General features: G+C 61.4%; 14 protein-coding genes. 6 read left to right on the top strand and 8 right to left on the bottom strand.

Annotation, left to right across the window (positions count from 1 at the left end; translation table 11 throughout):
- Positions 1-132 precede the first annotated feature (132 nt).
- A complete protein-coding gene (locus FPB55_RS03460; protein WP_115293368.1) occupies positions 133-2571 on the bottom strand; it encodes an ATP-binding protein in 2439 nt (812 codons plus the stop codon).
- Between the two features lie 261 nt (positions 2572-2832).
- Between FPB55_RS03460 and FPB55_RS03455 the strand changes: the two genes are divergently transcribed.
- The 4 genes from FPB55_RS03455 (at position 2833) to FPB55_RS03440 (ending at position 6288) form a co-directional block, all read left to right on the top strand.
- Positions 2833-3321: a DUF3015 domain-containing protein gene (locus tag FPB55_RS03455; RefSeq protein WP_009686097.1), complete on the top strand. Its 489-nt coding sequence runs from the start codon at positions 2833-2835 to the stop codon at positions 3319-3321.
- A gap of 69 nt (positions 3322-3390) precedes the next feature.
- On the top strand, positions 3391-5244 hold the full coding sequence (locus FPB55_RS03450; RefSeq protein ID WP_054913978.1) for a DUF4105 domain-containing protein: 1854 nt from the start codon (positions 3391-3393) through the stop codon (positions 5242-5244).
- 121 nt (positions 5245-5365) lie between these two features.
- Entirely contained in the window at positions 5366-5722 is a 357-nt protein-coding gene (locus FPB55_RS03445) for a hypothetical protein (RefSeq protein ID WP_144187546.1), read from the top strand.
- A gap of 68 nt (positions 5723-5790) precedes the next feature.
- Positions 5791-6288: a GreA/GreB family elongation factor gene (locus FPB55_RS03440; RefSeq protein ID WP_009686094.1), complete on the top strand. Its 498-nt coding sequence runs from the start codon at positions 5791-5793 to the stop codon at positions 6286-6288.
- Positions 6289-6337: 49 nt separating this feature from the next.
- Here the strand turns inward: FPB55_RS03440 and gdhA are convergent, their stop codons facing one another.
- From gdhA to FPB55_RS03425, 3 genes are all read right to left on the bottom strand, one after another.
- Positions 6338-7678 (bottom strand): NADP-specific glutamate dehydrogenase, encoded by a 1341-nt coding sequence (gene gdhA / locus FPB55_RS03435; RefSeq protein WP_054881365.1) that lies wholly within the window; start codon positions 7676-7678, stop codon positions 6338-6340.
- A gap of 230 nt (positions 7679-7908) precedes the next feature.
- Positions 7909-9576: an energy-dependent translational throttle protein EttA gene (gene ettA, locus FPB55_RS03430; RefSeq protein ID WP_009686092.1), complete on the bottom strand. Its 1668-nt coding sequence runs from the start codon at positions 9574-9576 to the stop codon at positions 7909-7911.
- A 237-nt stretch (positions 9577-9813) separates the two neighbouring features.
- Positions 9814-10212 (bottom strand): hypothetical protein, encoded by a 399-nt coding sequence (locus tag FPB55_RS03425; RefSeq protein WP_115293366.1) that lies wholly within the window; start codon positions 10210-10212, stop codon positions 9814-9816.
- A 248-nt stretch (positions 10213-10460) separates the two neighbouring features.
- On the opposite strand from FPB55_RS03425, the gene FPB55_RS03420 reads away from it, so the two are divergent.
- Both FPB55_RS03420 and glyA read left to right on the top strand, forming a co-directional pair.
- Positions 10461-14291: a bifunctional diguanylate cyclase/phosphodiesterase gene (locus FPB55_RS03420; protein ID WP_144187544.1), complete on the top strand. Its 3831-nt coding sequence runs from the start codon at positions 10461-10463 to the stop codon at positions 14289-14291.
- 369 nt (positions 14292-14660) lie between these two features.
- Entirely contained in the window at positions 14661-15914 is a 1254-nt protein-coding gene (gene glyA / locus FPB55_RS03410) for a serine hydroxymethyltransferase (protein ID WP_009686086.1), read from the top strand.
- Between the two features lie 90 nt (positions 15915-16004).
- Here glyA and FPB55_RS03405 read toward each other — a convergent pair whose 3' ends face one another.
- The 4 genes from FPB55_RS03405 to FPB55_RS03390 all read right to left on the bottom strand — a co-directional run bounded on the left by FPB55_RS03405 (position 16005) and on the right by FPB55_RS03390 (position 23703).
- A complete protein-coding gene (locus FPB55_RS03405; RefSeq protein WP_029884890.1) occupies positions 16005-16652 on the bottom strand; it encodes a response regulator in 648 nt (215 codons plus the stop codon).
- A gap of 28 nt (positions 16653-16680) precedes the next feature.
- The gene (locus FPB55_RS03400; protein ID WP_223809638.1) at positions 16681-19599 is read right to left on the bottom strand and encodes an ATP-binding protein; all 2919 of its coding nucleotides are present in this window, start codon (positions 19597-19599) and stop codon (positions 16681-16683) included.
- Positions 19600-19699: 100 nt separating this feature from the next.
- Positions 19700-20884: an EAL domain-containing response regulator gene (locus FPB55_RS03395; RefSeq protein ID WP_029884892.1), complete on the bottom strand. Its 1185-nt coding sequence runs from the start codon at positions 20882-20884 to the stop codon at positions 19700-19702.
- Positions 20884-23703 carry an ATP-binding protein gene (locus tag FPB55_RS03390; RefSeq protein ID WP_115293365.1) on the bottom strand — a complete coding sequence of 940 codons (2820 nt, stop codon included), beginning with the start codon at positions 23701-23703 and terminating at the stop codon, positions 20884-20886. Before FPB55_RS03390 ends, FPB55_RS03395 begins: the two co-directional genes overlap by 1 nt.
- Positions 23704-23715: the final 12 nt, after the last annotated feature.

Raw genomic sequence — 23715 nt, 5'->3', positions numbered from 1 at the left:
GCCTGAAACCCTCAGGCTGTTTCCATCCTGAACGCTGTTCCTTCCTTAAGTTCCAGCATAGAAGAGCAAAACAGAAAGTTGGAAAACCGGCGCTGAACGGTAGCACATGGCCGCCAGCGCCGGTTTATTGACTTAGGCGGGCTTGGCCTGAGCGATGACTTCCTCAAGGCGCTCCTTTTCCGCCTTTTCGATATCTTCCTCGCTGATCATCTCGGCAATTTCACGTAGGCGCTCCACCACCCGGGCGTTGACACTGCCCTCGGTGAACTGGCCCTTGTCATCCAGCACGCCGGCCTCTTCGCCCACCAGCAGGCTGAGCGCCTCGTCGGCCTGGCTGACGGCGTAGACGTGGAACATGCCGTTTTCCACAGCCTGCAACACACGCTCGTCCAGCATCAGGGTAGCCACGTTGGCACGCGGGATGATGACCCCCTGCTCGCCCGTCAGGCCACGGGCTTCGCACAGCCGGAAGAAGCCCTCGATTTTCTCGTTCACCCCACCCACGGCCTGCACTTCACCAAACTGGTTGATCGAGCCAGTAATGGCGAAGCACTGCTTGAGCGGTGTACGCGACAAGGCCGAGATCAGCGTGCACGCCTCGCCCAGCGAGGCGCTGTCACCGTCGACATAGCCGTAGGACTGCTCCAGGGCGATACTCGCGGAAATCGCCAACGGGAATTCCTGGGCGTAGCGGCTGCCCAGGTAACCGGTGAGGATCATCACCCCCTTGGAGTGGATCGGCTGGCCCAGGTTGACCTCTCGCTCGATGTCGACGATACCGCTGCCGCCCGGGTATACCGTGGCCGAAATACGTGCCGGCATGCCGAACGCCGAATCGCCGACTTCCAGCACCGTCAGCCCGTTGCACTTGCCAATCGCCGCACCCTCAGTGTCGATCAGGATGATGCCGGCAAGCATGTCGTCCAGTACCCGCTGCGATACCCGGCCGGTACGAGTGGCCTTGGCCTTGAGCGCCCGCTCGATATGGCCGGCGTCAGTCATTTCGTCACCGGCCAGCTGGCGGATGAAATCGGCTTCGCTGACCAGCTGGAACAGGTCGCCGATACGGGCCGACAAGCGCGACTGGTTCTCCGCCAGGCGTGCGCTGAACGTGGCCAGGCGCGCCACCGCATCGCTGGTCAGCGGCGCCATGCCTTCTTCGTTGGTGCGGGTGCGCAACAGCTGGGCGAATTGCTCCAGGTTCTCGTCGACCATGGGCATGTCTTCGTCGAAGTCGACCAGCACGCGGAACATCTCCTGGAAGTCCGAGTCGTGGTCCTGCAGTGCGTAATACAGCTGCCGCGAGCCGATGATCACCAGCTTGACATTGAGCGGGATCATCTGCGGCTGCAGGCTGACAGTAGCCACCCGGCCCAGCTCACCGATCGGCGATTCCATTTTCAGCTTGCGCGATTGCAGCGCACGCTTGAGCGCGTCCCACACGAACGGTTCGCCCAGCATCTTCTCGGCTTCGAGGATCAGGAAGCCGCCATTGGCCCGGTGCAGCGCCCCCGGGCGCAACTGGCGATACGAGGTATACAGCGCGCCCTGGTCGGTGCTGTATTCGATGCGGCCAAACAGGTTGTCGTAGGTCGGATGCGGCTCGAACACCACCGGTGCGCCACCGTTGGCGTAGTGGCCCACGACCAGGCTTGGCGCGTATTGCTCTTCCAGCAGCTTGCGGGCAACGGCGTCGGTCTTGCTGTCATCGACCAGTTGCTCGACCACGGTGCGCAGCAGGTTCAATTGCACCGATTGCAGGTAGGCGCAGACCGCGGCGTTCTCGGCGTACTTTTCCGAAAGCGGCGCCAGCAGCGGTTGCAAGGCCAGGGTGATGGTTTCTTCGTTCAGCTGGCGCAACTGGTTGTTCGACTCGCGCTTCCACTGCGGCAGGCTGGCCAACTCCTCGTTCAGCTGCTCCTCGAGCTGGGCGATGTCTTCGTGGAACTGCTCGCGCACCTCTTCCGGCAACTGGGCGAATTCCGCTTCGTCCAGCGCCTTGCCATCGGCCATGGGGGTAAAGGCGACGTTGCTGGAGTCGCGGTACAAGGCCACGTCCTTCTCCAGCGACGCCCGCTCGATCACATCCAGGGCACGGTCATAGCGCTGGTTGAAGGCGCGGTCGATGGCGCCCTTCTTCTGCTGGTACGACGGGTGCTCGAACACCGCCGGGAAGGTGGCCAGCAGGTTGTCGATCAGCCCGCCCATGTCGGCGATGAACTCGGTGGCGGTGCCGGACGGCAGCTCCAGTGCCCGCGGCTCGCGGGTGTCGTCGAAGTGGTTGACGTATACCCAGTCGGCCGGGGTCTGCTGGCGTTTGCCTTCGGCCTTGAGGTAGCGTTTGACGAACGAGAAACGCCCGGTGCCGGGCTCGCCCATCACGTACACGTTGTAACCAGGGCGTGGCATGGCCACGCCGAACTGCAGGGCCTCGACAGCACGCTCCTGGCCCAGGACTCCGCGAAACGGCTCCAGATCGTCGGTATTGGTAAAGGCAAACTGCTCGGGTGAGAAACGCCGGGTCAGGGCTTCAGGCGCAAGACGCAGGCGCGCAGCGACAGGATCGGGCATTGGGTTTCCTTACTTCGGCGGGGCAGATACGCAGCATTCTGGCGCTGCCCGCGCGCGCCTTGCAAGGCTCCCGGGGACTTTATATCGCCGCACCTCACCGCCAGAGCAGGTATTCGAACAGCAAATTTTTCGCAATCAACAACGCAACCTTTAGATCGTGCCTAAACTCCAAGCTGCGCGGGTGGGTGAAATGCTTTCCCGACCTGGCAACCGAGTTGCCAGAAAACACTGACCCTTGGTTATGACAAAGAGAAAAAAGCTATGAAACGGATTCTTCTGGGTACTCTGTTCACCGTGGTCTCGCTCAACGCCATGGCAGAAGCGCCAGGCGGCCCGAACTGCGGCTGGGGCAACATGCTGTTCGAGGGCCAGCGCGGCACGCCGGCTCACTTCCTGGCTTCCACCACCAACGGCACCTCTGGTAACGCCACCTTCGGTATGACCTCCGGCACCAACGGCTGCTCGACCAAGGCTTCGCTGACCTACGGCGGCAAGTCCTGGTTCGCCATGAACGGCATGATGAACGAGCTTTCCGAAGACATGGCCATGGGCCAAGGTGAAGCACTGACCACCTATGCCGTGGTACTCGGCGTGGCCCCGGAAGACCGTGGCTACTTCAACTCGGTCACCCACCAGCACTTCAACCAGATCTTCAGCAGCGCCGACGTCACCGCTGAAACTGTCCACAGCAACACCCTCGCTGTACTGAAGGGCGACCCACGCCTGGCCAAATACGCTACCGAGGCCTAAGCTGCAGCTCCCGCCCCTTCGGGGGCGGGTTTCGCCTTTTTCGGCATCGTTCAGAAGTAGTTGCCCGATATGCTCAAACGCTTCGCTGCCCTCGCGCTGTGTGTCTGCGCCCCTGTTCACGCCGCCCCTGTGCTGGATCAAGGCCGCCTCCAGCAACTGGCCAATACCCCCTACTGGATTGCCTTGGGTCATTACGAAACCGCCAAGCTCGGCGGCTGGCGCAGCTATGTGGACGATGACGCGTTCTTCCTGGCCAAAGACGGTGCGCACCACCCCGACCAGGAGCTGCAAGCCACGGTGCAAGCCCTGTACGCCCCGGCCAGCCTCGGCGACAAACATGCCCAGTGCGTATTCCCCGCACGCACCCGCTGGCTGCGTGAGCAGCTGAATTTGCAAGGCTTGCCACAACCGGACTGCCAGGCGTTCAACACCTGGTACAAATCGGTCGACCCGCACAGCGCCGCGCTGATTTTCCCGGCGGCCTACCTGAACAGCCCCTCGTCGATGTTCGGCCACACCCTGCTGCGCATCGACCAGTCCACTACCCGCAGCGACGACACCACGCTGCTGAGCTACGCGATCAACTTCGGCGCCTACATCGAAGGCAGCGACAACAGCATCCTGTATGCCTGGAAAGGCCTGATGGGCGGCTACCCGGGGCTGTTCGCGCTGATGCCCTACCAAGAGAAGCTCTCCGAATACCGCAGCCTGGAAAACCGCGACCTGTGGGAATACCAGCTGGACCTGACCCCACAGGAAACCGGGCGCATGGTCGAGCATGTGTGGGAACTGAAGCAGATCCAGTTCGATTACTTCTTCTTCGACGAAAACTGCTCGTACCGCCTGCTGGAACTGCTACAGGTGGCCCGCCCAAGCCTGGACCTGACATCGCAGTTTCCGCTGACCGCGATCCCCACCGACACGGTCAAGGCCGTGAAACAGTCCGGCCTGGTCGCCAGCGAAACCTACCGCCCTTCGCGCGAACGTGAGCTGCTGGCCCGCGCCGAGCCGCTGGACCACAACGAAAAGCAACAGGTGCTGGCGGTCAGCGCCGACACCGCGCAACTGCAGAGCCCTGCGTTCAAGGCGCTGCCCCGCGAGCGCCAGGCGCTGGTGCAGGACGCCGCCTATCGCCTCGAGCGCTACCGTGCCAACGGTCAGGAACGTGACCCGGGCCAAGCCAAGCGCAGCTTCGAACTGCTGCGGGCGATCAACGGCAACCCGCCCCCGCCGCTGCAGGTAGAGCGCCCCGGCCTGCCCGAAGACGGCCATGACTCACGTACCTGGCAACTGGGGGTGGGTACCCGCGAGGACCGTGCCTACGCCGAGTATGGCCTGCGCATGGCCTACCACGACCTGAACGACAACGCCTATGGCTTCCCGCTGGGCGCCCAGATCGAAATCCTGCAATTGAAGGTGCGCCAGTACGAAGGCAACGACTGGCAGGTACAACGCCTGGACTTGGCCACCATCCGCTCGCTGACCCCACGGAACGCCTTGCTCAAGCCTTGGTCATGGCAAGTGGCTGGCGGCCTGGAGCGGGTACCCGGCAAGCATGATGACGAGGTGCTGGTAAGCCATGTGAATGGTGGCGCCGGCGGCACCTGGCAACTGGCCGATGGCTTGCTCGGTTTTGCCCTGGGCACGGTGCGGGTCGAACACCACAACGACTTCGCCGAATTCATTGCCCCGGCCGCGGGGTTCAATGGCGGGCTGCTGTGGCGCAACGGGCTGGGCAACATGACCCTGGAGGCCAAAGGTGATTACTTCACCAATGGCGAAGTACGTCGCAGCCTGAGCCTGAACCAGCAATGGGAAATCAGCCAGAACCTGGGGGTGAGGTTGAGTGCTTCGCGTGAGTTCAGCCACCTGGCCACTGCGCAGAATGAGGTGATGCTGGAGCTGAAGTGGTACCACTACTGAAGATTGCGGGTTGCCTGCACAGGCAACAGTGTGGCCCAACCAACTCTTTGACACTGTTTTGACACCAACCCGACAAATCGCCACCTAGACTTGCCCCTATCGACGGGAGGGTCAGGTGGTTATGTCGCGGTACTGGTTCGGCGTGTGCATTGCGTTGTTGCTGTCAGGTTGTGAAACCACCCACGAGCAAATGCTCGCCAACGGCTATCCCCCTGCCTATGCCGATGGCTTTCAGGACGGTTGCAGCAGTGGCCACCAGGCCGCCGGCACCATGGCCGGCGACTTTCGCAAGGACGTACCCCGCTACCTGCACGAGCGCCAGTACGAAACCGGCTGGGACGATGGCTTTCGCCAGTGCCAGGCCATGCAGAACACTGAAGAGCAGCGCCAGTACCACGAGCGCTTCTGGGACCAGCGCGACCGCGAGTGGCAGCAGGAAAAGGACCGTAGCGCCGCCAAGGCCTATCGCCACGACTGAGGTCGTTAACGGACATTTCTTTAAACCTGCGGCCTGCCATGATGGTCTTCTGCACAAGGAGGCCTTGCATGAGCCGAGCATTCGTCAATGAGGACCAAGCCGCCGCCCAGGCCGATCAACCGGTAGAGCGGCGCGTCAGTGAGCAACCCAACTATGTGACCGCCAGCGGCCTGCGCCAGTTGCAGGAACGTGTGGCCGAGTTGAATGCCTTGCGCAGCGACCTGCAGGCGCAGGGCGAGCGTGTGGACAAGCAGCGGCTGGCCGATACCGAGCGCGACCTGCGGTACTTCAGCGCGCGGGTGCAGAGCGCCCAGGTGGTACCGCCCGCGACGTCGCACAGCAAGGTGCAGATTGGCAGCCGGGTACGCTTTGTCGACGCGCAAGACCAGGCGCATGAGGTACGGCTGGTGGGCGAGGATGAGGCGGATGCCGGGCGCGGCCTGATCAACTGGGGGTCGCCGTTGGGGCGGGCTTTGCTGGGGGCGGGGCCGGGGGATGAGGTGGTGTGGCAGCGGCCGGTTGGGGAATTGGTGATCGAAGTGACTGACGTGATCGCTGAAGGTTGAGGTGCTTTGTATCGCGACGGGCCGCAAAGCGGCCCCCTGCGATCCCGGATCAAACCACGCCCTGAGCCAACATCGCATCTGCCACTTTGACAAAGCCGGCGATGTTCGCACCTTTCACGTAATTGACCCGGCCATCCGCCTCTTCACCATAATGCACGCAAGCATGGTGGATCGATTGCATGATGTTGTGCAGCTTGCTGTCCACTTCGCCGGCAGTCCACAGCAGGCGCATGGCATTCTGCGACATTTCCAGGCCAGACACGGCCACACCGCCGGCGTTGGATGCTTTGCCCGGGGCATAGAGGATGCCGGCTTCCAGGAAGATATCCACCGCTTCCAGGGTGGTCGGCATGTTGGCGCCTTCGGCCACGCAGATACAGCCGTTGGCCAGCAAGGTACGGGCGTCTTCGGCGCCCAGTTCATTCTGCGTGGCGCATGGCAAGGCGATGTCGCATGCCAGGCTCCAAGGGGTCTGGCCCTTGCGGAACTCCAGGCCGAACTGCTCGGCCAGCTCGCTGATACGGCCCCGCTTGACGTTCTTCAGCGCCATCAGTGCTTCCCACTGGGCATCGGTCAGGCCGGCTTCGGCATACAGCGTGCCTTCGGAGTCCGACATGGAGATCACTTTGCCGCCCAGGTCCATGACCTTGCGCGCGGCATACTGGGCAACGTTGCCCGAGCCCGACACCGCCACGCGACGGCCGTCGATGCGCTTGTCCTGGCGCTTGAGCATTTCCTCGGCGAAATACACACAACCGTAGCCGGTGGCTTCGGGGCGAATCAGGCTGCCACCGTAGGTCATCCCCTTGCCGGTCAGTACCGATGTGAACTGGTTGGCAAGCCGCTTGTACTGGCCAAACATGAAGCCGATTTCGCGGGCACCCACGCCGATGTCACCGGCCGGCACGTCGCAGTCGGCGCCGATGTGGCGGTACAGCTCGCTCATGAACGCCTGGCAGAAGCGCATCACTTCGGCGTCGCTCTTGCCTTTGGGGTCGAAGTCCGACCCGCCCTTGCCACCGCCCATGGGCAGCGAAGTCAGGGAGTTCTTGAAGACCTGCTCGAAGGCCAGGAATTTCAGCACGCTGAGGTTGACCGAGGGGTGGAAGCGCAAGCCGCCCTTGTACGGGCCGATGGCGCTGCTCATCTGGATACGGTAGCCGCGGTTGACCTGCACTTTGCCCTGGTCATCGACCCACGACACGCGAAACAGCACCGCACGCTCCGGCTCGACCATACGCTCCAGAATGCCGGACTGCAGGTAATGAGGGTTGGCCTCAAGGAAAGGCCATAGCGTGCGCAGCACTTCTTCCACTGCCTGGTGGAACTCGGGCTGGCCTGGGTCTCGCTGTTGCAGGCGCAGGAGGAAACTGTCGACAGATTCGATCATGGTAGACATCTCACCGAAGATTTTGGACTTATTGGTTTTTCGGGAATGTACCAAGAAGCAATCGCACCGGAACAGGGCGACATGTCGTTTTTTTGAATTTATTTGGTGCGTTTTATATAAGTGTATATAAAAAAATCCGCAATACTGGCCTTCAAACAGCCAGCCCCGTAAACGTCAGGCACAAAAATGGGGCCACCAACGGCCCCATTCCTGTGCATCAAGACACTGGCTTACTGGGCCAGTTTCTTGTGCCGTACCCGGTGCGGCTGGGCAGCAGCGTCACCCAGACGCTTTTTGCGGTCGGCTTCGTACTCGGTGTAGTTACCCTCGAAGAACACCACGTTCGAGTCGTCTTCGTACGCCAGGATGTGGGTCGCCACACGGTCCAGGAACCAACGGTCGTGGGAAATCACGATCGCGGCGCCCGGGAAGTCCAGCAGGGCTTCTTCCAGCGAACGCAGGGTTTCCACGTCCAGGTCGTTGGAGGGTTCGTCGAGCAGCAGGACGTTACCGCCCTCTTTCAGCGTCAATGCCAGGTGCAGGCGACCCCGCTCACCACCGGACAGGTCCTTGACGAACTTCTGCTGGTCGCCGCCTTTGAAGTTGAAACGGCCAACGTAAGTGCGCGACGGGATCTCGTAGTTGCCGATCTTGATCATGTCGGAACCGTCGGACACCTGCTGGAACACGGTCTTGCTGCCGTCCAGGTCTTCGCGGCTTTGGTCGACGCAAGCCAGTTGCACGGTTTCGCCGATTTCGATGCTGCCCGAATCCGGCTGTTCCTTGCCCATCAGCATGCGGAACAGGGTGGACTTACCAGCACCGTTACCACCGATCACGCCGACGATCGCGCCTTTTGGCATGGCGAACGACAGGTTGTCGATCAGTACGCGGTCGCCATAGCCCTTGGTGACGTTCTTGAACTCGATGACCTTGTCACCCAGGCGTGGGCCGGCCGGGATGTAGATCTCGTTGGTTTCGCTACGCTTCTGGAATTCCTGCGACTGCATTTCTTCGAAGCGCTGCAGGCGGGCCTTGGACTTGGACTGGCGGGCCTTGGCGCCTTTGCGCACCCATTCCAGTTCCTCTTTCATGGCCTTTTCATGGGCGCTTTGCTGCTTGGACTCCTGCGCCAGGCGCTCGGACTTGGCTTCCAGCCAGCCCGAGTAGTTGCCTTCGTACGGGATGCCGGCGCCACGGTCCAGTTCCAGGATCCAGCCAGCGACGTTGTCGAGGAAGTAACGGTCGTGGGTAATCGCCACCACCGTGCCCGGGAAGTCGTGCAGGAAGCGCTCCAGCCAGGCCACCGAGTCGGCGTCCAGGTGGTTGGTTGGTTCGTCGAGCAGCAGCATGTCTGGGGCCGACAGCAGCAGGCGGCAAAGGGCCACACGGCGCTTCTCACCACCGGACAGGTGCTCGATGCGGGCGTCCCAGGCCGGCAGCCGCAGGGCGTCGGCAGCGACGTCCAGCTGGCGCTCCAGGTTGTGGCCATCGGCGGCCTGCAGGATGGCTTCCAACTTGGCCTGTTCGGCGGCCAGCTTGTCGAAGTCGGCATCTGGTTCGGCGTAGGCAGCGTACACCTCGTCCAGGCGGGCCTGGGCGTCCTTGATCACGCTGACCGCTTCTTCGACCACTTCGCGGACCGTCTTGCTCGGGTCCAGTTGCGGTTCCTGGGGCAGGTAGCCCACGTTGATGTCGGGCATCGGACGGGCTTCGCCGTCGAATTCCTTGTCGACGCCCGCCATGATCCGCAGCAGGGTCGACTTACCGGCGCCGTTCAGGCCGAGCACGCCAATCTTGGCGCCTGGGAAGAATGACAGGGAAATGTTCTTGAGAATTTCCCGCTTCGGCGGCACGACCTTGCTCAGCCGATGCATGGTGTAGACGTATTGAGCCAAAACCAAGCCCTCTAATCAGGTAAGTAAAGACATCGACGATCGCCCTGGCGCGCTGACCAGGGAGATGTGTGTTTGGGTGTAATTGAACAAAGGCGACCATTCTACGCCATCGCACGGCGTTTCATAGGCGGGGCGATGGTGGGCAGGGAACGGTGTGATCTATGGGGAAATGTGTTGCCTGTGGCGGCCCCTTCACGACTTTAGCCGCGAAAGGGGCGGCACCGCTGCCGAGATGGCTCAGACGTGACGCTGCCGGGCCTTGCCACGCGGCAACCGGCAACGGTCACCCTGCTCGGCCAGGCGCGCGGCCCAGGCAGCCTTCACGCTGAAGCCACTGCTGCGGGCAGGCTGCTGCTCGGCAACATTCGCGGGTTTGGCGGCCGCAGGGGCAGTGCTGACCACCTTGGCTGCAGGCTTGTGGGCCGCAGCCACTGCCGGCGCTGCCGCCTTGGCGGTCTTGCGCAGTTCAGCCAGCGACGGGGCCTTGGGCTTGGCCGAACTGGCCGCTTCAGGTTTGCTCAGCGAACGCTGGCAAGACTTGCAGGATACGTCCTCGGTCACGGCAGTGCTGACAAGGGTCTGACTGCTACGCCCACAGGCGGAATCGAGGCCATTGGAGGAAAAGTGAGTAACCAAAAGCGAACATCTCCGATGCGTTGTCATGTAAAGCGGGCGGCATTCTCGCACAGGTTGCAGGGGCTTGCCGAACCGGCGGGCAGTCGCCATCGGTCCAGACGGCTGGCACTTTGCCATAATCGTAGGCATGCTAGCCGGTTTCGGGTGTCCGGCCTTATAGTGCGCCACCACGGTGTGACTGCCGGACATCGGTACATGCCGTGCACGTTTCGTCCCTGCCATCGCCAGCCCAATCGCAGGATCAGCGCTTGATCAATCTTACTCACCCGTCGTCACTGCGTTCCGCGCCTGAAGCACCCGCCTCTACCCTGCGCGGGTCGATCAAGGGCACGTTGGCGCTGCTGGCCCTGATCCTGCTGGGCCTGCTGCTGTGGCAACTGTTCGCCCAGTTCAACCACACCCAGGCCGACCTGCGCGCGCAGAGCCTGGATGCCAGCGTGGAAATGGCCGACCACCTGAACCTGAACATGGCGTTCAAGGCCCAGCAGGCGCTGAATGTGGTACAGCCCTACATCAACCCGCCGACGCCCGCAGCCATGCCCAGCCTGGTGGATACCCTGCGCCAGCGCCTGCCCGACCTGCAAAGCCTGGCCTGGCTGGACAGCACCGGGCAGTTGCGCGCCGACAGCCTGGCCGGCAGCCCGGACCGGCAGTGGCTGGACGAGTTGCTGGCGCTGAACCAGGGGCGTGCGTACTTCTTCACCAATTCGCCCGACAACCACACGCTGTACATGCTGCTGCGCCAGGCCACCGAGCAGGAACGCGGCTACTGGCTGCTGCGCCTGTCGCCAGACTACTACCGCGAGCTCACCCTGCACCTGGACAGCGGCACCCACCCGTTATGGCTGCTGGAAAACAGCCGCACCGGCGAAGTGCTGCAGCGCCATGCCCCCACCGCTACCAGCGATGACCCGCTGCAAAGCGTGATGCTGGCCTTCATCGACAACAGCACCTGGCAACTGCGCGGCCTGTTCGACGCCAAGCTGATGCAACAGAAGCTGCTGCCGGCGCTGATCGGCAAATGCCTGCTGGTGCTGTTTTGCGCCCTGCTGCCGGTGCTGGCCCTGATCAACATGCGCCGGCGCCAGCGTGCGCTGCAGGAAGACCGCCGGCGCTACCAGGAAATTTTCGAAGGCACCGGCGTGGCCCTGTGCGTGCTCGACTTGTCGAGCCTGCCGGGCCAGCTGGACCGCTACCACCTGCGCAACCGCGCCGCACTCAAGCACAGCCTGGCCCTGGACCCAGGCCTGCGCCGGTCCCTGCTGCTGGAACTGAAGATCACCGAAGTCAACCAGGTGGCCCGCCAGTTACTGAACATCGACTGCCATGAAGGCGCCTGGCAGCGGTTGATCGACGGCACCGGCGATGGCCGCGACAGCATCGGCATGCAACTGATCGACGCGCTGATCGAACAGCGCCAGGTGCTGGAGCTGGAAGTACGCCTGCCGTCACCGCTGGGTGGCGAGTTGCACCTGTGGTTGATGGCGCGCCTGCCGCAACAACGGCGTGACTACCAGGCGGTGATCCTGAGCATCAGCGACATCACCAGCCGCAAGCAGGTCGAACTGTCGCTGCTGGAGCGCGAAAGCTTCTGGTCCGACGTGGTGCGCACCGTACCCGACCAGCTGTACGTGCAGGATGTGCTCAGCCAGCGGATGATCTTCAGCAACCGCCACCTCGGCCAGACACTGGGCTACGACCGTACCGAGCTGGCACACATGGGCGAGCGCTTCTGGGAACTGCTGCTGCACCCCGAAGACGCCGCGCACTACCAGGCCTTGCGCCAGCAACAGCGAAACAATGGCCACGACCAGCAATTGCACTGTCAGTTGCGCTTCCGCCACCGGGACGGCAGTTGGCGCTGCTACGACATCCGTGAGCAGGTACTGACCCGCGACGCCGAAGGACTGGTAACGCGCATCATCGGCGTTGGCAAGGATGTCACCGTACAGATCGAGGCCAGCCAGTCGCTGCGTGACAGCGAGCAGCGCTACCGCATGCTTGCCGAAAGCATCAGCGACGTGATCTTCTCCACCGACAGCCTGCTCCAGCTCAACTACGTCAGCCCGTCGGTGCAGAGCGTGCTGGGTTACCAGGCCGAGTGGATCTTCACCAACGGCTGGCAGTCGATCATCGCCAACCCGGCCCAGCTCACCGGCATCTACAGCCTGATGGAGCGGGTCAGCAAGGCCATGGGCGACGCCGAGCAGTTGGCCCAGCTGCGCAGCCAGCTGCCGACCCAGCTGTTCCTGTTCGACTGCCTGCGCGCCGATGGCCGCAAGATCCCGATCGAACTGCGCCTGGTGCTGGTGTGGGACGACGACCAGCGCTTCGAAGGTGTGCTGGGGGTCGGCCGCGACATCAGCCAGCAGCGCCGCGCAGAAAAAGACCTGCGCATGGCCGCGACGGTATTCGAGCACTCGACCTCGGCGATTCTCATCACCGACCCGGCCGGCTATATCGTCCAGGCCAACGAAGCGTTCAGCCGGGTCAGCGGCTACGCCGTCAGCGACGTGCTCGACCAGTTGCCCAGCATGCTCACGGTCGACGAACAGCAGGAAAGCCACCTGCGCTACGTGGTCAAGCAACTGCACCAGCGCGGCAGCTGGGAGGGCGAGGTGTGGCTCAAGCGCCGTGACGGCGACCACTACCCGGCCTGGGTCGGCATCACCGCAGTGCTGGACGATGAGGGCGACCTGGCCAGCTACGTGTGCTTCTTTACCGACATCAGCGAGCGCAAGGCCAGCGAGCAACGCATTCACCGCCTGGCCTACTACGACGCCCTCACCCACCTGCCCAACCGCACACTGTTCCAGGACCGTTTGTACAACGCCCTGCAACAGGCCGAGCGGCAAAAGGCCTGGGTGGTGCTGATGTTCCTCGACCTCGACCGCTTCAAGCCGATCAACGACTCGCTTGGCCATGCCGCCGGCGACCGCATGCTCAAGGACATGGCCTTGCGCCTGCTGGCCTGCGTGGACGACGACGACACCGTGGCGCGCATGGGCGGCGACGAATTCACCTTGCTGCTGCAACCGCGCGCGACCCGGGAAATGGCCTTGAACCGTGCCATCCATGTGGCCGAGAACATCCTTGCCAGCCTGGTGCGGCCGTTCGTGCTGGAAAACCGCGAGTTCTTCGTCACCGCCAGTATCGGCATCGCCCTCAGCCCGCAGGATGGCAGCGAGCTGAGCCAGCTGATGAAAAACGCCGACACCGCCATGTACCACGCCAAGGAACGCGGCAAGAACAACTTCCAGTTCTACCAGGCCGAGATGAACGCCAGCGCCCTGGAGCGCCTGGAGCTGGAAAGCGACTTGCGCCACGCCATGGAGCAGAACGAGTTCATCCTGTACTACCAGCCGCAGTTCAGTGGCGATGGCAAACGCCTGACCGGTGCCGAGGCGCTGCTGCGCTGGCGGCACCCGACCCGCGGCCTGGTGCCGCCCGGCGACTTCATCCCGGTGATCGAGGAACTGGGCCTGGTGGTGGATGTGGGCGACTGGGTGCTGCGCGAGGCCAGCCGCCAGCTCAAGGCCTGGCACAAGGCCAAGGTGCGGGTGCCGAAGGTCTCGGTGAACATCTCGGCGCGGCAGTTCTCCGATGGCCAGCTGGGCACCCGGATTGCCACCATCCTCGAGGAATGCGGGCTACCGCCGGCGTGCCTGGAGCTGGAACTGACCGAGAGTATCCTGATGCGTGAGGTGAACGAGGCGCTGCAGATACTGGCCAGCCTGAAGAACCTTGGCCTGAGCATTGCGGTGGATGACTTCGGCACCGGCTACTCGTCGCTGAACTACCTCAAGCAGTTCCCTATCGACGTGCTGAAGATCGACCGAACCTTCGTCGACGGCCTGCCCGAAGGCGAGCAGGACGCGCAGATTGCCCGGGCGATCATCGCCATGGCCCACAGCCTGAACCTGGCGGTCATCGCCGAGGGCGTGGAAACCCACGAGCAACTGGAGTTCCTGCGCGAGCACGGGTGCGACGAAGTGCAGGGCTACCTGTTCGGGCGCCCGATGCCGGCGCATCAGTTCGAGGCACAGTTCGCCAACGAGACGTTGTTCATGTTCCATTGACGCTGCCTGCACTGGCCTCATCGCAACTATTGATTCAGGAGGACCTTGTGGGAGCGGGCGTGCCCGCGAACACCGGCGTAGCCGGTGCCAGCCACCGCGCCGGGTTCTTCGCGGGCGGGCCCGCTCCCACACCGACCGCTCCAACTTCCAGCCATGTGCCAACCTGTGGGAGCCGGCTTGCCGGCGATGGGGCGCAAAGCCCCCCAGAAACCGGACTTCAAAGTCAACTCCAACCCCCGCTCAGCCCAGACACGGCGCGGGATGCAACATGAGACCCATTGGTCCGCGACTTGACGCCACTTCATATGCCAGCCGCGAATCAATCGGTTAGAATGCCCCCCCAAACTACCCCGATCCTTGAGGACCGCCATGTTCAGCCGTGATTTGACCATTGCCAAGTACGACGCCGAGCTCTTCGAAGCCATGCAGCAAGAAGCCCTGCGCCAGGAAGAGCATATCGAGCTGATCGCCTCGGAAAACTACACCAGCCCGGCTGTCATGGAAGCCCAGGGCTCGGTGCTGACCAACAAGTACGCCGAAGGCTACCCGGGCAAGCGCTACTACGGTGGTTGCGAGTACGTCGACGTCGTCGAGCAACTGGCCATCGACCGTGCCAAAGAGCTGTTCGGTGCCGATTACGCCAACGTTCAGCCGCACGCTGGCTCCCAGGCCAACGCTGCTGTCTACCTGGCCCTGCTGTCGGCCGGTGACACCATCCTGGGCATGAGCCTGGCCCACGGTGGCCACCTGACCCACGGTGCTTCGGTAAGCTCCTCGGGCAAACTGTACAACGCCATCCAGTACGGCATCGACGGCAACGGCCTGATCGACTACGACGAAGTCGAGCGCCTGGCTGTAGAGCACAAGCCGAAGATGATCGTTGCCGGCTTCTCCGCCTACTCGCAAGTGCTGGACTTCGCCCGCTTCCGTGCCATCGCCGACAAGGTGGGTGCCTACCTGTTCGTCGACATGGCTCACGTTGCCGGCCTGGTTGCCGCTGGCGTGTACCCGAACCCGGTACCGTTCGCCGACGTGGTCACCACCACCACGCACAAGACCCTGCGCGGCCCACGCGGCGGCCTGATCCTGGCGCGCAAGAACGAAGAAATCGAGAAGAAGCTGAACTCCGCCGTGTTCCCTGGCGCCCAGGGCGGCCCGCTCGAGCACGTCATCGCCGCCAAGGCCATCTGCTTCAAGGAAGCCCTGCAGCCTGAGTTCAAGGCTTACCAGCAGCAGGTCGTGAAAAACGCCCAGGCCATGGCCGAAGTGTTCATCGAGCGTGGTTTCGACGTGGTGTCTGGCGGTACCCAGAACCACCTGTTCCTGCTGTCGCTGATCAAGCAGGAAATCTCCGGTAAAGATGCGGATGCTGCCCTGGGCAAAGCCTACATCACCGTCAACAAGAACTCGGTACCCAACGACCCACGTTCGCCGTTCGTCACCTCGGGCCTGCGTTTCGGCACCCCAGCCGTCACCACCCGTGGCTTCAAGGAAGCCGAGTGCAAGGAACTGGCTGGCTGGATCTGCGACATCCTGGCTGATCTGAACAACGAAGCGGTGATCGATGCCGTGCGTGAAAAGGTCAAGGCCATCTGCAAGAAGCTGCCGGTTTACGGCAACTGATCGCTGATCGCCAGAAGAAAAGCCCGGCTCGACGCCGGGTTTTTTTATGCCCGCCCACTCCTCACAGGATTTGCCGCCCGGCGCGGTGAATCACTGGAATTGCCTGGCCTCGATGCAATAGGTCAGCAGATCCTGATCACTGTCAACGTTGAGCTTGCGCATCGCCGAGATTTTCTGCGCACTGACTGTCTTGTTGCTGCGCGACAATTGCCGGGCAATATCGCCTACGGTCATACCGGTAACAAAGAGCCGAACGACTTCAAGCTCCCTGGGCGACAGTTGATTGAACCGCTCCTCGACCCTGACCGCTTCACGCACCACGGAAGTGGGCGCCGATAGCGGGCTTCGGTATCGACGCCGCTTGCGGATTGCACTGAGCGCTTTTTCGATTTCATCATGCAGGTGATTTTTCTGAATGACCCCGGCAACCCCCAACTCTTGGAGGCGGGAGAGGATCAGGTCGTTGGAGATCATGGTCAGAATGAGCACTTGAGTATCCGGGAAGTGGCGCAGAATGTACTCGATGAGTTTGAAGCCATCACCGTAGGTGCAATCGCCCGGCATATTGAAGTCAGTGATCAGGGTGCGAGGATTGTGCAGGCGCAGTTGTTCAATCAATTCGGAAGAGTTGGTGGCTTGGCCGACGACCTTATAGCGCCCGATGCGTTGAATGACTTCACGCACCCCTAGCAGAACAATGGGATGGTCGTCGGCGAGGACAACCTTGTGATGAGGCATGCAGAAATACTCCAATAGGGGACAAGGCTCATCCGGGAATCTCGTCTGACAAACGCTGCGCGACCTTGGCAAGGCGCCCGCACAGGGCAATGACTTGCTCGCTCACGCGTACGTCCAGCGGCAGCTCCTGCAACATGTTCTCCAGGCGTAGGCACTCGCTGCACAAGGCAGTGGCGTTAACGCTGGCCAAAGCACCGCCCAGGCTATGCAACCGCTGTTGCACCAGAACGGCATCGTGCTCGGTCACCCCCCCTTCCAACTGCGCAATATCGCTCGCCAACGTTTGGGCAAGCAGTTTGCGCATGGGCTGGGATAATGACAGCCAGCCCGAGAAATCCTCCTTGCCTGAATCGTTCGCAACGTAGGGTTCGCTCAAGCCATGGCAATGGCTCATCAGCACCTGACGCAAAGCACCGAGGCTCAAAGGCTTGACTACCCAGGCGTTCATCCCCGCCTGCAGGCAGCGCTCGCCTTCTTCGCGCAACGCATTGGCAGTGATGCCAATGATGGGCGCCTGGACGCCTGCCTCTCGCAACTGGCGGGCCAGCTCGTAACCATTCACCTTCGGCATGTTGATGTCGGTGATGACCAGGTCAAACGTTTTGGATTGCCACAGTTGCAAAGCCTGCTGACCGTCAGCTGCTACGGTAGGGGAAACCCCGATGGCTTCAAGCTGCTCACGCAGCACAGCCTGGCTGACCGGGTTGTCCTCTGCCACCAACACACACAACTTCAATGGGGCAGACGCCGCCTGCGAGACCACCCGTGGGACAGCCTTCACGGCCTGGGATAGCGCGATAACGACGGGCAAACGGATGAACAGCGAAAAGCTGCTACCCAAACCAGGCTCACTGACCACTCGCATCGTGCCGCCCATCGACTCACTCAACCGCGCGCATATGGAAAGCCCGAGCCCGGCTCCTCCTTCCTGCCCTGCGGAAACCTGATAGAACGGTTTGAACAGGTGTTCGAGGGCTTTCTCGGGGATTCCCTTTCCGGTGTCTGTGACTTGCCACTGCAGCAGCACATCCTGGGCATTGCGTTCGTGAACGATCAGCCGCAGGCGTACCCGCCCGGAGGGGGTAAACTTGATTGCGTTGCCCAGCAAGTTGTGCAAGATCTGCCTGATCCGCCCGGCGTCGCCCTGGACCTGCGCGGGTACCTGTGCATCGATTTCAGCGTCAAGCTGCAACCCTTTCCCCTGAGCCGTGGCTTTGAAACTGGCCTGCGCGTCGTCTACCAGTTGCCGCGGATCGAAGGCCGCATGCTCGAAGGCCATCTGCCCAGATTCAATTTTGGTCACATCCAACACGTTACTGATCAACTGAAACAGCACGGCAGATGAATTCTCGATGATCTGCAGGTAATGCCTCTGCCGCTCATTGAGCTCGGTCAGCGACAGCAATTCGAGGTTGCCCAGCACGCCGTACAGCGGGGTTCTGATTTCATGGCTCATGGTAGCCAGGAAAACCGTCTTGGCCTCATTGGCAGCCGTTGCACGTTGATGGGCCTGGTTGAGTTGAAGTTGCTCGTCAACGTGGCGAGTGATGTCATTACAACCGCATAGAAACACGTCTTCGCCGTCGTAACGCGTAGCCACAGCCACGACCTGTACATAACGCTCATCCACCAGCAAGCACAGTTCACCGGGGGCCTCGTCACCATGGTTGTCCCGCAGCAGTTGCAGTACCGCTGCGGTAACGCCCAACTGCGCTGCACGCTCATTTTCCAACAGCACGCGGTGGTCGTGACGACGAACAACGCACAAACCTACCGGCACGTTGTGCAGGATGATGCGGCTGAAGGCTTCGCTTTCGGCAAGCCGGACCTGTGCTCGCTGAGCAGGCCGGACGATGCGCGATTTGTACCAGTGATTGACCCACAGCCCCAACAGGACGGCGGCGATGATCGTCAGGCCAAGACCAAGAAGCGGCCACTTGGCATAGCGCAGGAAATCCCTGTAGCTGATGGCATACAGCCCCGTCCATGAGTCGCCCGACGACGAGATCATCTTGAAACGCAAGCCGTTGCGGTTGAAGCTCAACCCAAGCGGCGCCGGGTCCCCATCACTGCGCTCGCCCATCAACACCTTGCCGTCCGGCGAGATGAGGGTGAACTGGTTGTAGACCGACAACCTGAGCACGCGCTCGAATTCGTCCACCTGCTCGGTGTCCATCACTGCGGCCAAGGCCATCAAGTGTTCACCCGTTGCGCTCGGCTTGAGGGTATGCGCTGGCCCTAGCCCCATGAGCGCGACCATACGCAGGTTGTCGTTGTACAGACGGGCAGGCGCTCGCACCCAATGAACACGCTGATCAAGCGGTAGATCGGGCTGGGCCAGCAACTTCACCAAGCGATCTACCACGGTTACATAGTGGCGAGGCAGCAGCGGCTGATGCTGACGCTGGTCACCGGCAGCAGGCACGGCGATACTCGCGCCCGTTCCCTGCTCGAGCACGAACAGTTGCGGCGATGCGTAGAAGGAGCGAGCCCAGAACCCGCCGTAGTAGTCGGTCAGACGCAGCCCAAGCCCCAGAGCGCCGCTTACTTCCTCGGGTCTGAAGTCCCCCGTGTAGGCAATTGTGAAGGGTAATGAAAGTTCGAAGCCTTTAGCCTTGGTCAACGTTCTGCCGTCAGTGCTGACCGAATCGAGCAACATGACGCCCTGCCTCACAGGCGGGGGAAGCTCGCCATTGGGTGGCAGACTATTGGTCAGGTTACGCAGAAACAGCTCATGCTCATGGATGATTTCAATCACCCTGGCAAAGTGCAGTTCGAGTCTTTGCTGTTCCGATTCCAGAAGACGCGATACCGCCCAATAACATGTACTGGACAACAACAGTAAAAGCCCGCTGAGCAGCAGGATGGCTTTGTTCAGACGTTGAGAGCTGCGCGCAAGTTTATCCATGCGCAAGCTTGCATTTTTCATGGTGTTGATCGTCGACATCACTCTATGAAGGTAGGAGTGCTCTCCTGGACACAAAATTCATGCCAAATGGCTTCATTATCTTAAAGCTGAAACGTTTCATCCTGGTTTTTGATGCGTTTTACTCATAGCTATGCCCGTTCAGCAGCGCAGGCATCCTTGTACCGTCTACCGCTGGGGAAATAATGAACCCCTGCACTTGGTTACACCGTGCCTTGCGGACAACTTCAAGGTCCTCTCGGGTTTCGACGCCCTCTGCTACCGTAACCATTCCCAGTGCTCGCCCAAGTTCAGCCGCACTGGCCAGGGCGATAGCCATGTCAGGACTTTTTGCACACCCATTGACCAAGGAACGATCTATCTTCATTTCGGTAAAAGGCGTAGTTATCAAGTTGGAATAGGAGCTGTACCCCTTGCCAAAATCATCCTGGGCCAGACCGAAACCCATCAAGCGCAACCGGCACGTGCCCGCTAGATAGTCACTGGAATGGCGAGTGGTAGACGTCTCTGTCAACTCGAAGGTGATGGTTTTGGGATCAGCGCCTCGCGCTCGCACTGCCCTGTGCAACGTGTCGACCAGGTCGGGCTGGTCAAGCAGATGCGTGGGAAGGTTGATCGAGACCGGTAACCTGTGCCCCTGAGCCGCCCACAGCGCCTGAACGGCAAGCGTTTGCTCAAGCATGCTGTACAGCAGCTGCAGGTCGAGCCCCGCTGACTCCAGCTCGGCCAGAAATGCCCGAGGCATCAGGATACCTTCGACCGGATGCAGCCACCTGGCTAGCGCCTCCGCACCGACGATCCGGCCGTCGAGCAGAGACTTCTTGGGCTGGAACCAGGCCTGTATTTCGCCTGACTGGAGCGCATGGGTCAGGACTCGCGCCGAATGCACGCCAGGGCAGGCAACAGGTTGCCGGTTGGCTTGGGTGCGCCCGCGGTCCAGGTAATGGCGCAGTGCAAGAACGTGATGAATCTGCAAAGGTTTACTGATCATGCCTGCGACGCGCATACCGAGATTCTCGGCAACCTTGGCGACGCCGCCGAGCATGCGCGTAGAAGCGGCTGTCATGAGCCCCAGGGCCGGTGGCGTAGGTAACAGGCTCATCTTCTGAATGAACTGTACACCGTCCAGCTGGGGCATCATGAGGTCCGTCACGACCAGGTGGTAAGCCTGGTTGCGCAAGCTTTCGATCGCCATACTGGCATTCCCTTGCAGCTCGACATCAAACCCGCCGACGGATCGGAACAGTTGTGCCAGGTGCTGGAGTTGAAACGGATGATCCTCGACGATCAAGACGCGGTAGAGCATCAGGGCGAGACCTTTCGGTACGGCAACAGGCACTGATAGAGCGCATGCAACGTGAACGGTTTGACCAGAAATTGATCCATCCCGGCGCCCAGGCAACGCTCTGCCTCATCGAGCATCGCGTTCGCGGTGGCGCCCACGATGGGTATGGCCTGGCCTAGCTGGCGCAGGCGTTGCGCCAGTTGGTACCCGTTGATCCTTGGCATGTTCACGTCGGTCAGCACCAGATCGAAAACGTGCATCTGACAGAGGGCGAGTGCTTCCTCGCCATCACTGGCCAGGGTAACGGTGCAGCCCAGTTTTTCCAGCTGGTCACGCAATATGAGCTGGTTGATGACATTGTCCTCAGCCACCAGTACATGAATGCACAGCTTGGTTTCGATCATGGCCTGGCGGGCAGTTGCATTGTGACGCGCCTCTATACCCTGGGCTTGGCTCACAGCCCGGTTGAGCAACTGAAGATCATTCAACGCCACCTGCCAACATTGAGCCGCAGGACGCGATAGGCCATGACCATCGGCGCATGCGCGTATCACCGGACCTGGCCAATGCTCGATGGCTGCCGAGCTGGCCGGCCCGGGGCATATCTCGACCAGCACGGTGCCTGGCTCATGAGGCACGTCCCGCGCGGTCGTTACTTGCGCTCGCGCCCCCCAGCGACGCAGCCAGCCTGCGGCGTGCTCGGCCAGTTCGGGAACACCGGAATAGACAGCTACTTCCTGATTGAGCAATGGCTGTGCCCAGTACTGGTCTTCATCAAGCGCCAATTGGCCAAGCGGCAGTGTGAACGAGAAGCTGCTGCCCAAGCCCGGCTCACTGAACACCCGTATAGAGCCGCTCATCAATTCGACCAGTCGCTTGCAGATGGAAAGGCCAAGGCCCGTTCCTGCAACAGTGTTCGTACTCGGGCCACTCTGGAAGAACGGCTCGAACAAGTACTGCTGGTCCTGTTCAGGTATGCCCTGCCCGGTATCGACCACTTGCCAGCGCAACATCATGCGCTCACCTTCGACCCCAACCATGTGGAGCCTGACCATTATCCGGCCACTGCTAGTGAACTTCACCGCGTTACTGAGCAGGTTGCCAAGGATCTGACGGGTGCGCATTTTGTCGCCCAGGACCTGTTCAGGAAGCTGCGGGTCCATGCAACTGAGCAACTGCAACCCTTTTGTATGGGCGGCGCCCATATAGCCCTTCATCACTTCCTGTGTCAGTTCGATCGGGGAAAACGCACTTGTTTCCAACGCCAGTTGGCCTGCCTCGATCTTGGACACATCCAGCACGTCGCAGATCAGTTGCAGCAAAGTGGCAGATGAACCTTCGATGGCATTGAGATACCCTCGCTGCTGGCTGTCGAGGTGGGTACGAGAGAGCAATTCAAGCGTGGCCAGCATGCCGTACAGGGGCGTACGGATTTCATGGCTCATCGTCGCCAGGAACAGTGTCTTCGCTTCATTGGCGGCATCGGCCAGGGCCCTGGCCTGCTGCAACGACAGCTCGGCGGTTTTGCGCTCGGTAATGTCGCTGAAGGCGCAGATCAGAACGTCTTCACGCCTGTAGCGAGTGGGGGCATAGCTCAGACACAGATGACGGCCGTCGGCCATTTGCAGCTCTTCTGTACAACTGGTCTGCGCAGGCTTGCTGAAGGCACGGGTGATCCAGTCCTGGCAGGCTTTGGTGCGTTCATCGCCCATGACCAGCCATTGCTCGCTCAGCCGATTGGCCAAAACCACTTCGCCGTCACTACGACGCAGCACACACAGCGCTACCGGGGCGGTGCGGATGACAGCACTGCTGAACGCTTCACTTTCGACCAATGCATCGATTCGCGCCGCTGCCGGGCTGATCAGTCGCACGTCGACCCGACGAACCAACCACAGCATTAACAGCGTAACAGCGACGCTGATCAGCACTGCCAACCCGAACGGCAGAATCAGCACGGGGACCAACAACGCCAAGGGCATGCTATAGACGATCTGCCAGTCCGAATGATCAAGTTGTTTGCGGATGGTCAGCCGATCCGGAAGCCAATGTCCGCCTTCCCAACCAAAGCCGTCATCGATAGGCGTTGCCGTATAGTGCCGAGCGCTCAGTTGTTGCTCCTGATCGTTGCTGGCGATGATCTGGCTTGCGCTGTCCACGAGCTGGAAGTCGCCGGCCTGCTCATGCGCCAGCGCTGCGAGCAGTTGCGAGCCTTCCACCTCAAGGCCCAGCCACCCTGAAGCCCGGTCGCGCTCATCCATGGCAATGAAAATATAGAGCGGAGGCGATTTTTCATCTCCAGCGTCTGCCAGCAAGATCTGCTCCTGGCCAGGCTCGCCAGTCGAGCCGCGCAGCCGTTGCAACACAGCGTTGGGGACCAGAGGAGGACGCTGAGGCTGACTGAAAAGCCATTGCACCGGCCCATCAAGGGCGTGAGGGACATACAACAGGCTGGTCTGCTTGGTTCGCAGGAAATCCAGCATGCGCGGCGTCAGCCACAAGCTCCATGTACCGCTGGGCTGGCGCAGGAAAACATGGACTTCCTCGCCTGGAATGTACGCCTCGCCACCCGAGGAGCCAGCATGCCTGACCGTCGACAGCCCTAGCGATTTAAGCAAGGTCTGACGGCTGACAAAGAAATCCTGGGCGTTGAAAATGGCCTCGTTCATGTACCTGCGCCGAGACGAGATTTCCTCGTTCAAGGTCATGCGCATGTAACCGTAGGCGCCAATGTAGAACCCCGCGACGAGGGTGATCGCGAAAAGGCGCAACAAATTGCGTGCGGCAATAGGCGTCGACAGGTTCCACTGAGCGGCAGGTAACAGGTTGGCTAGCTTCATGCAGCCAGCCTA

The organism is Pseudomonas sp. BJP69, assembly GCF_007633355.1.
Taxonomy (GTDB): Bacteria; Pseudomonadota; Gammaproteobacteria; order Pseudomonadales; family Pseudomonadaceae; genus Aquipseudomonas; species Aquipseudomonas juntendi.
Note: the sequence above shows the minus strand (reverse complement) of the source record. Positions and strands in the feature narration are given on the sequence as shown.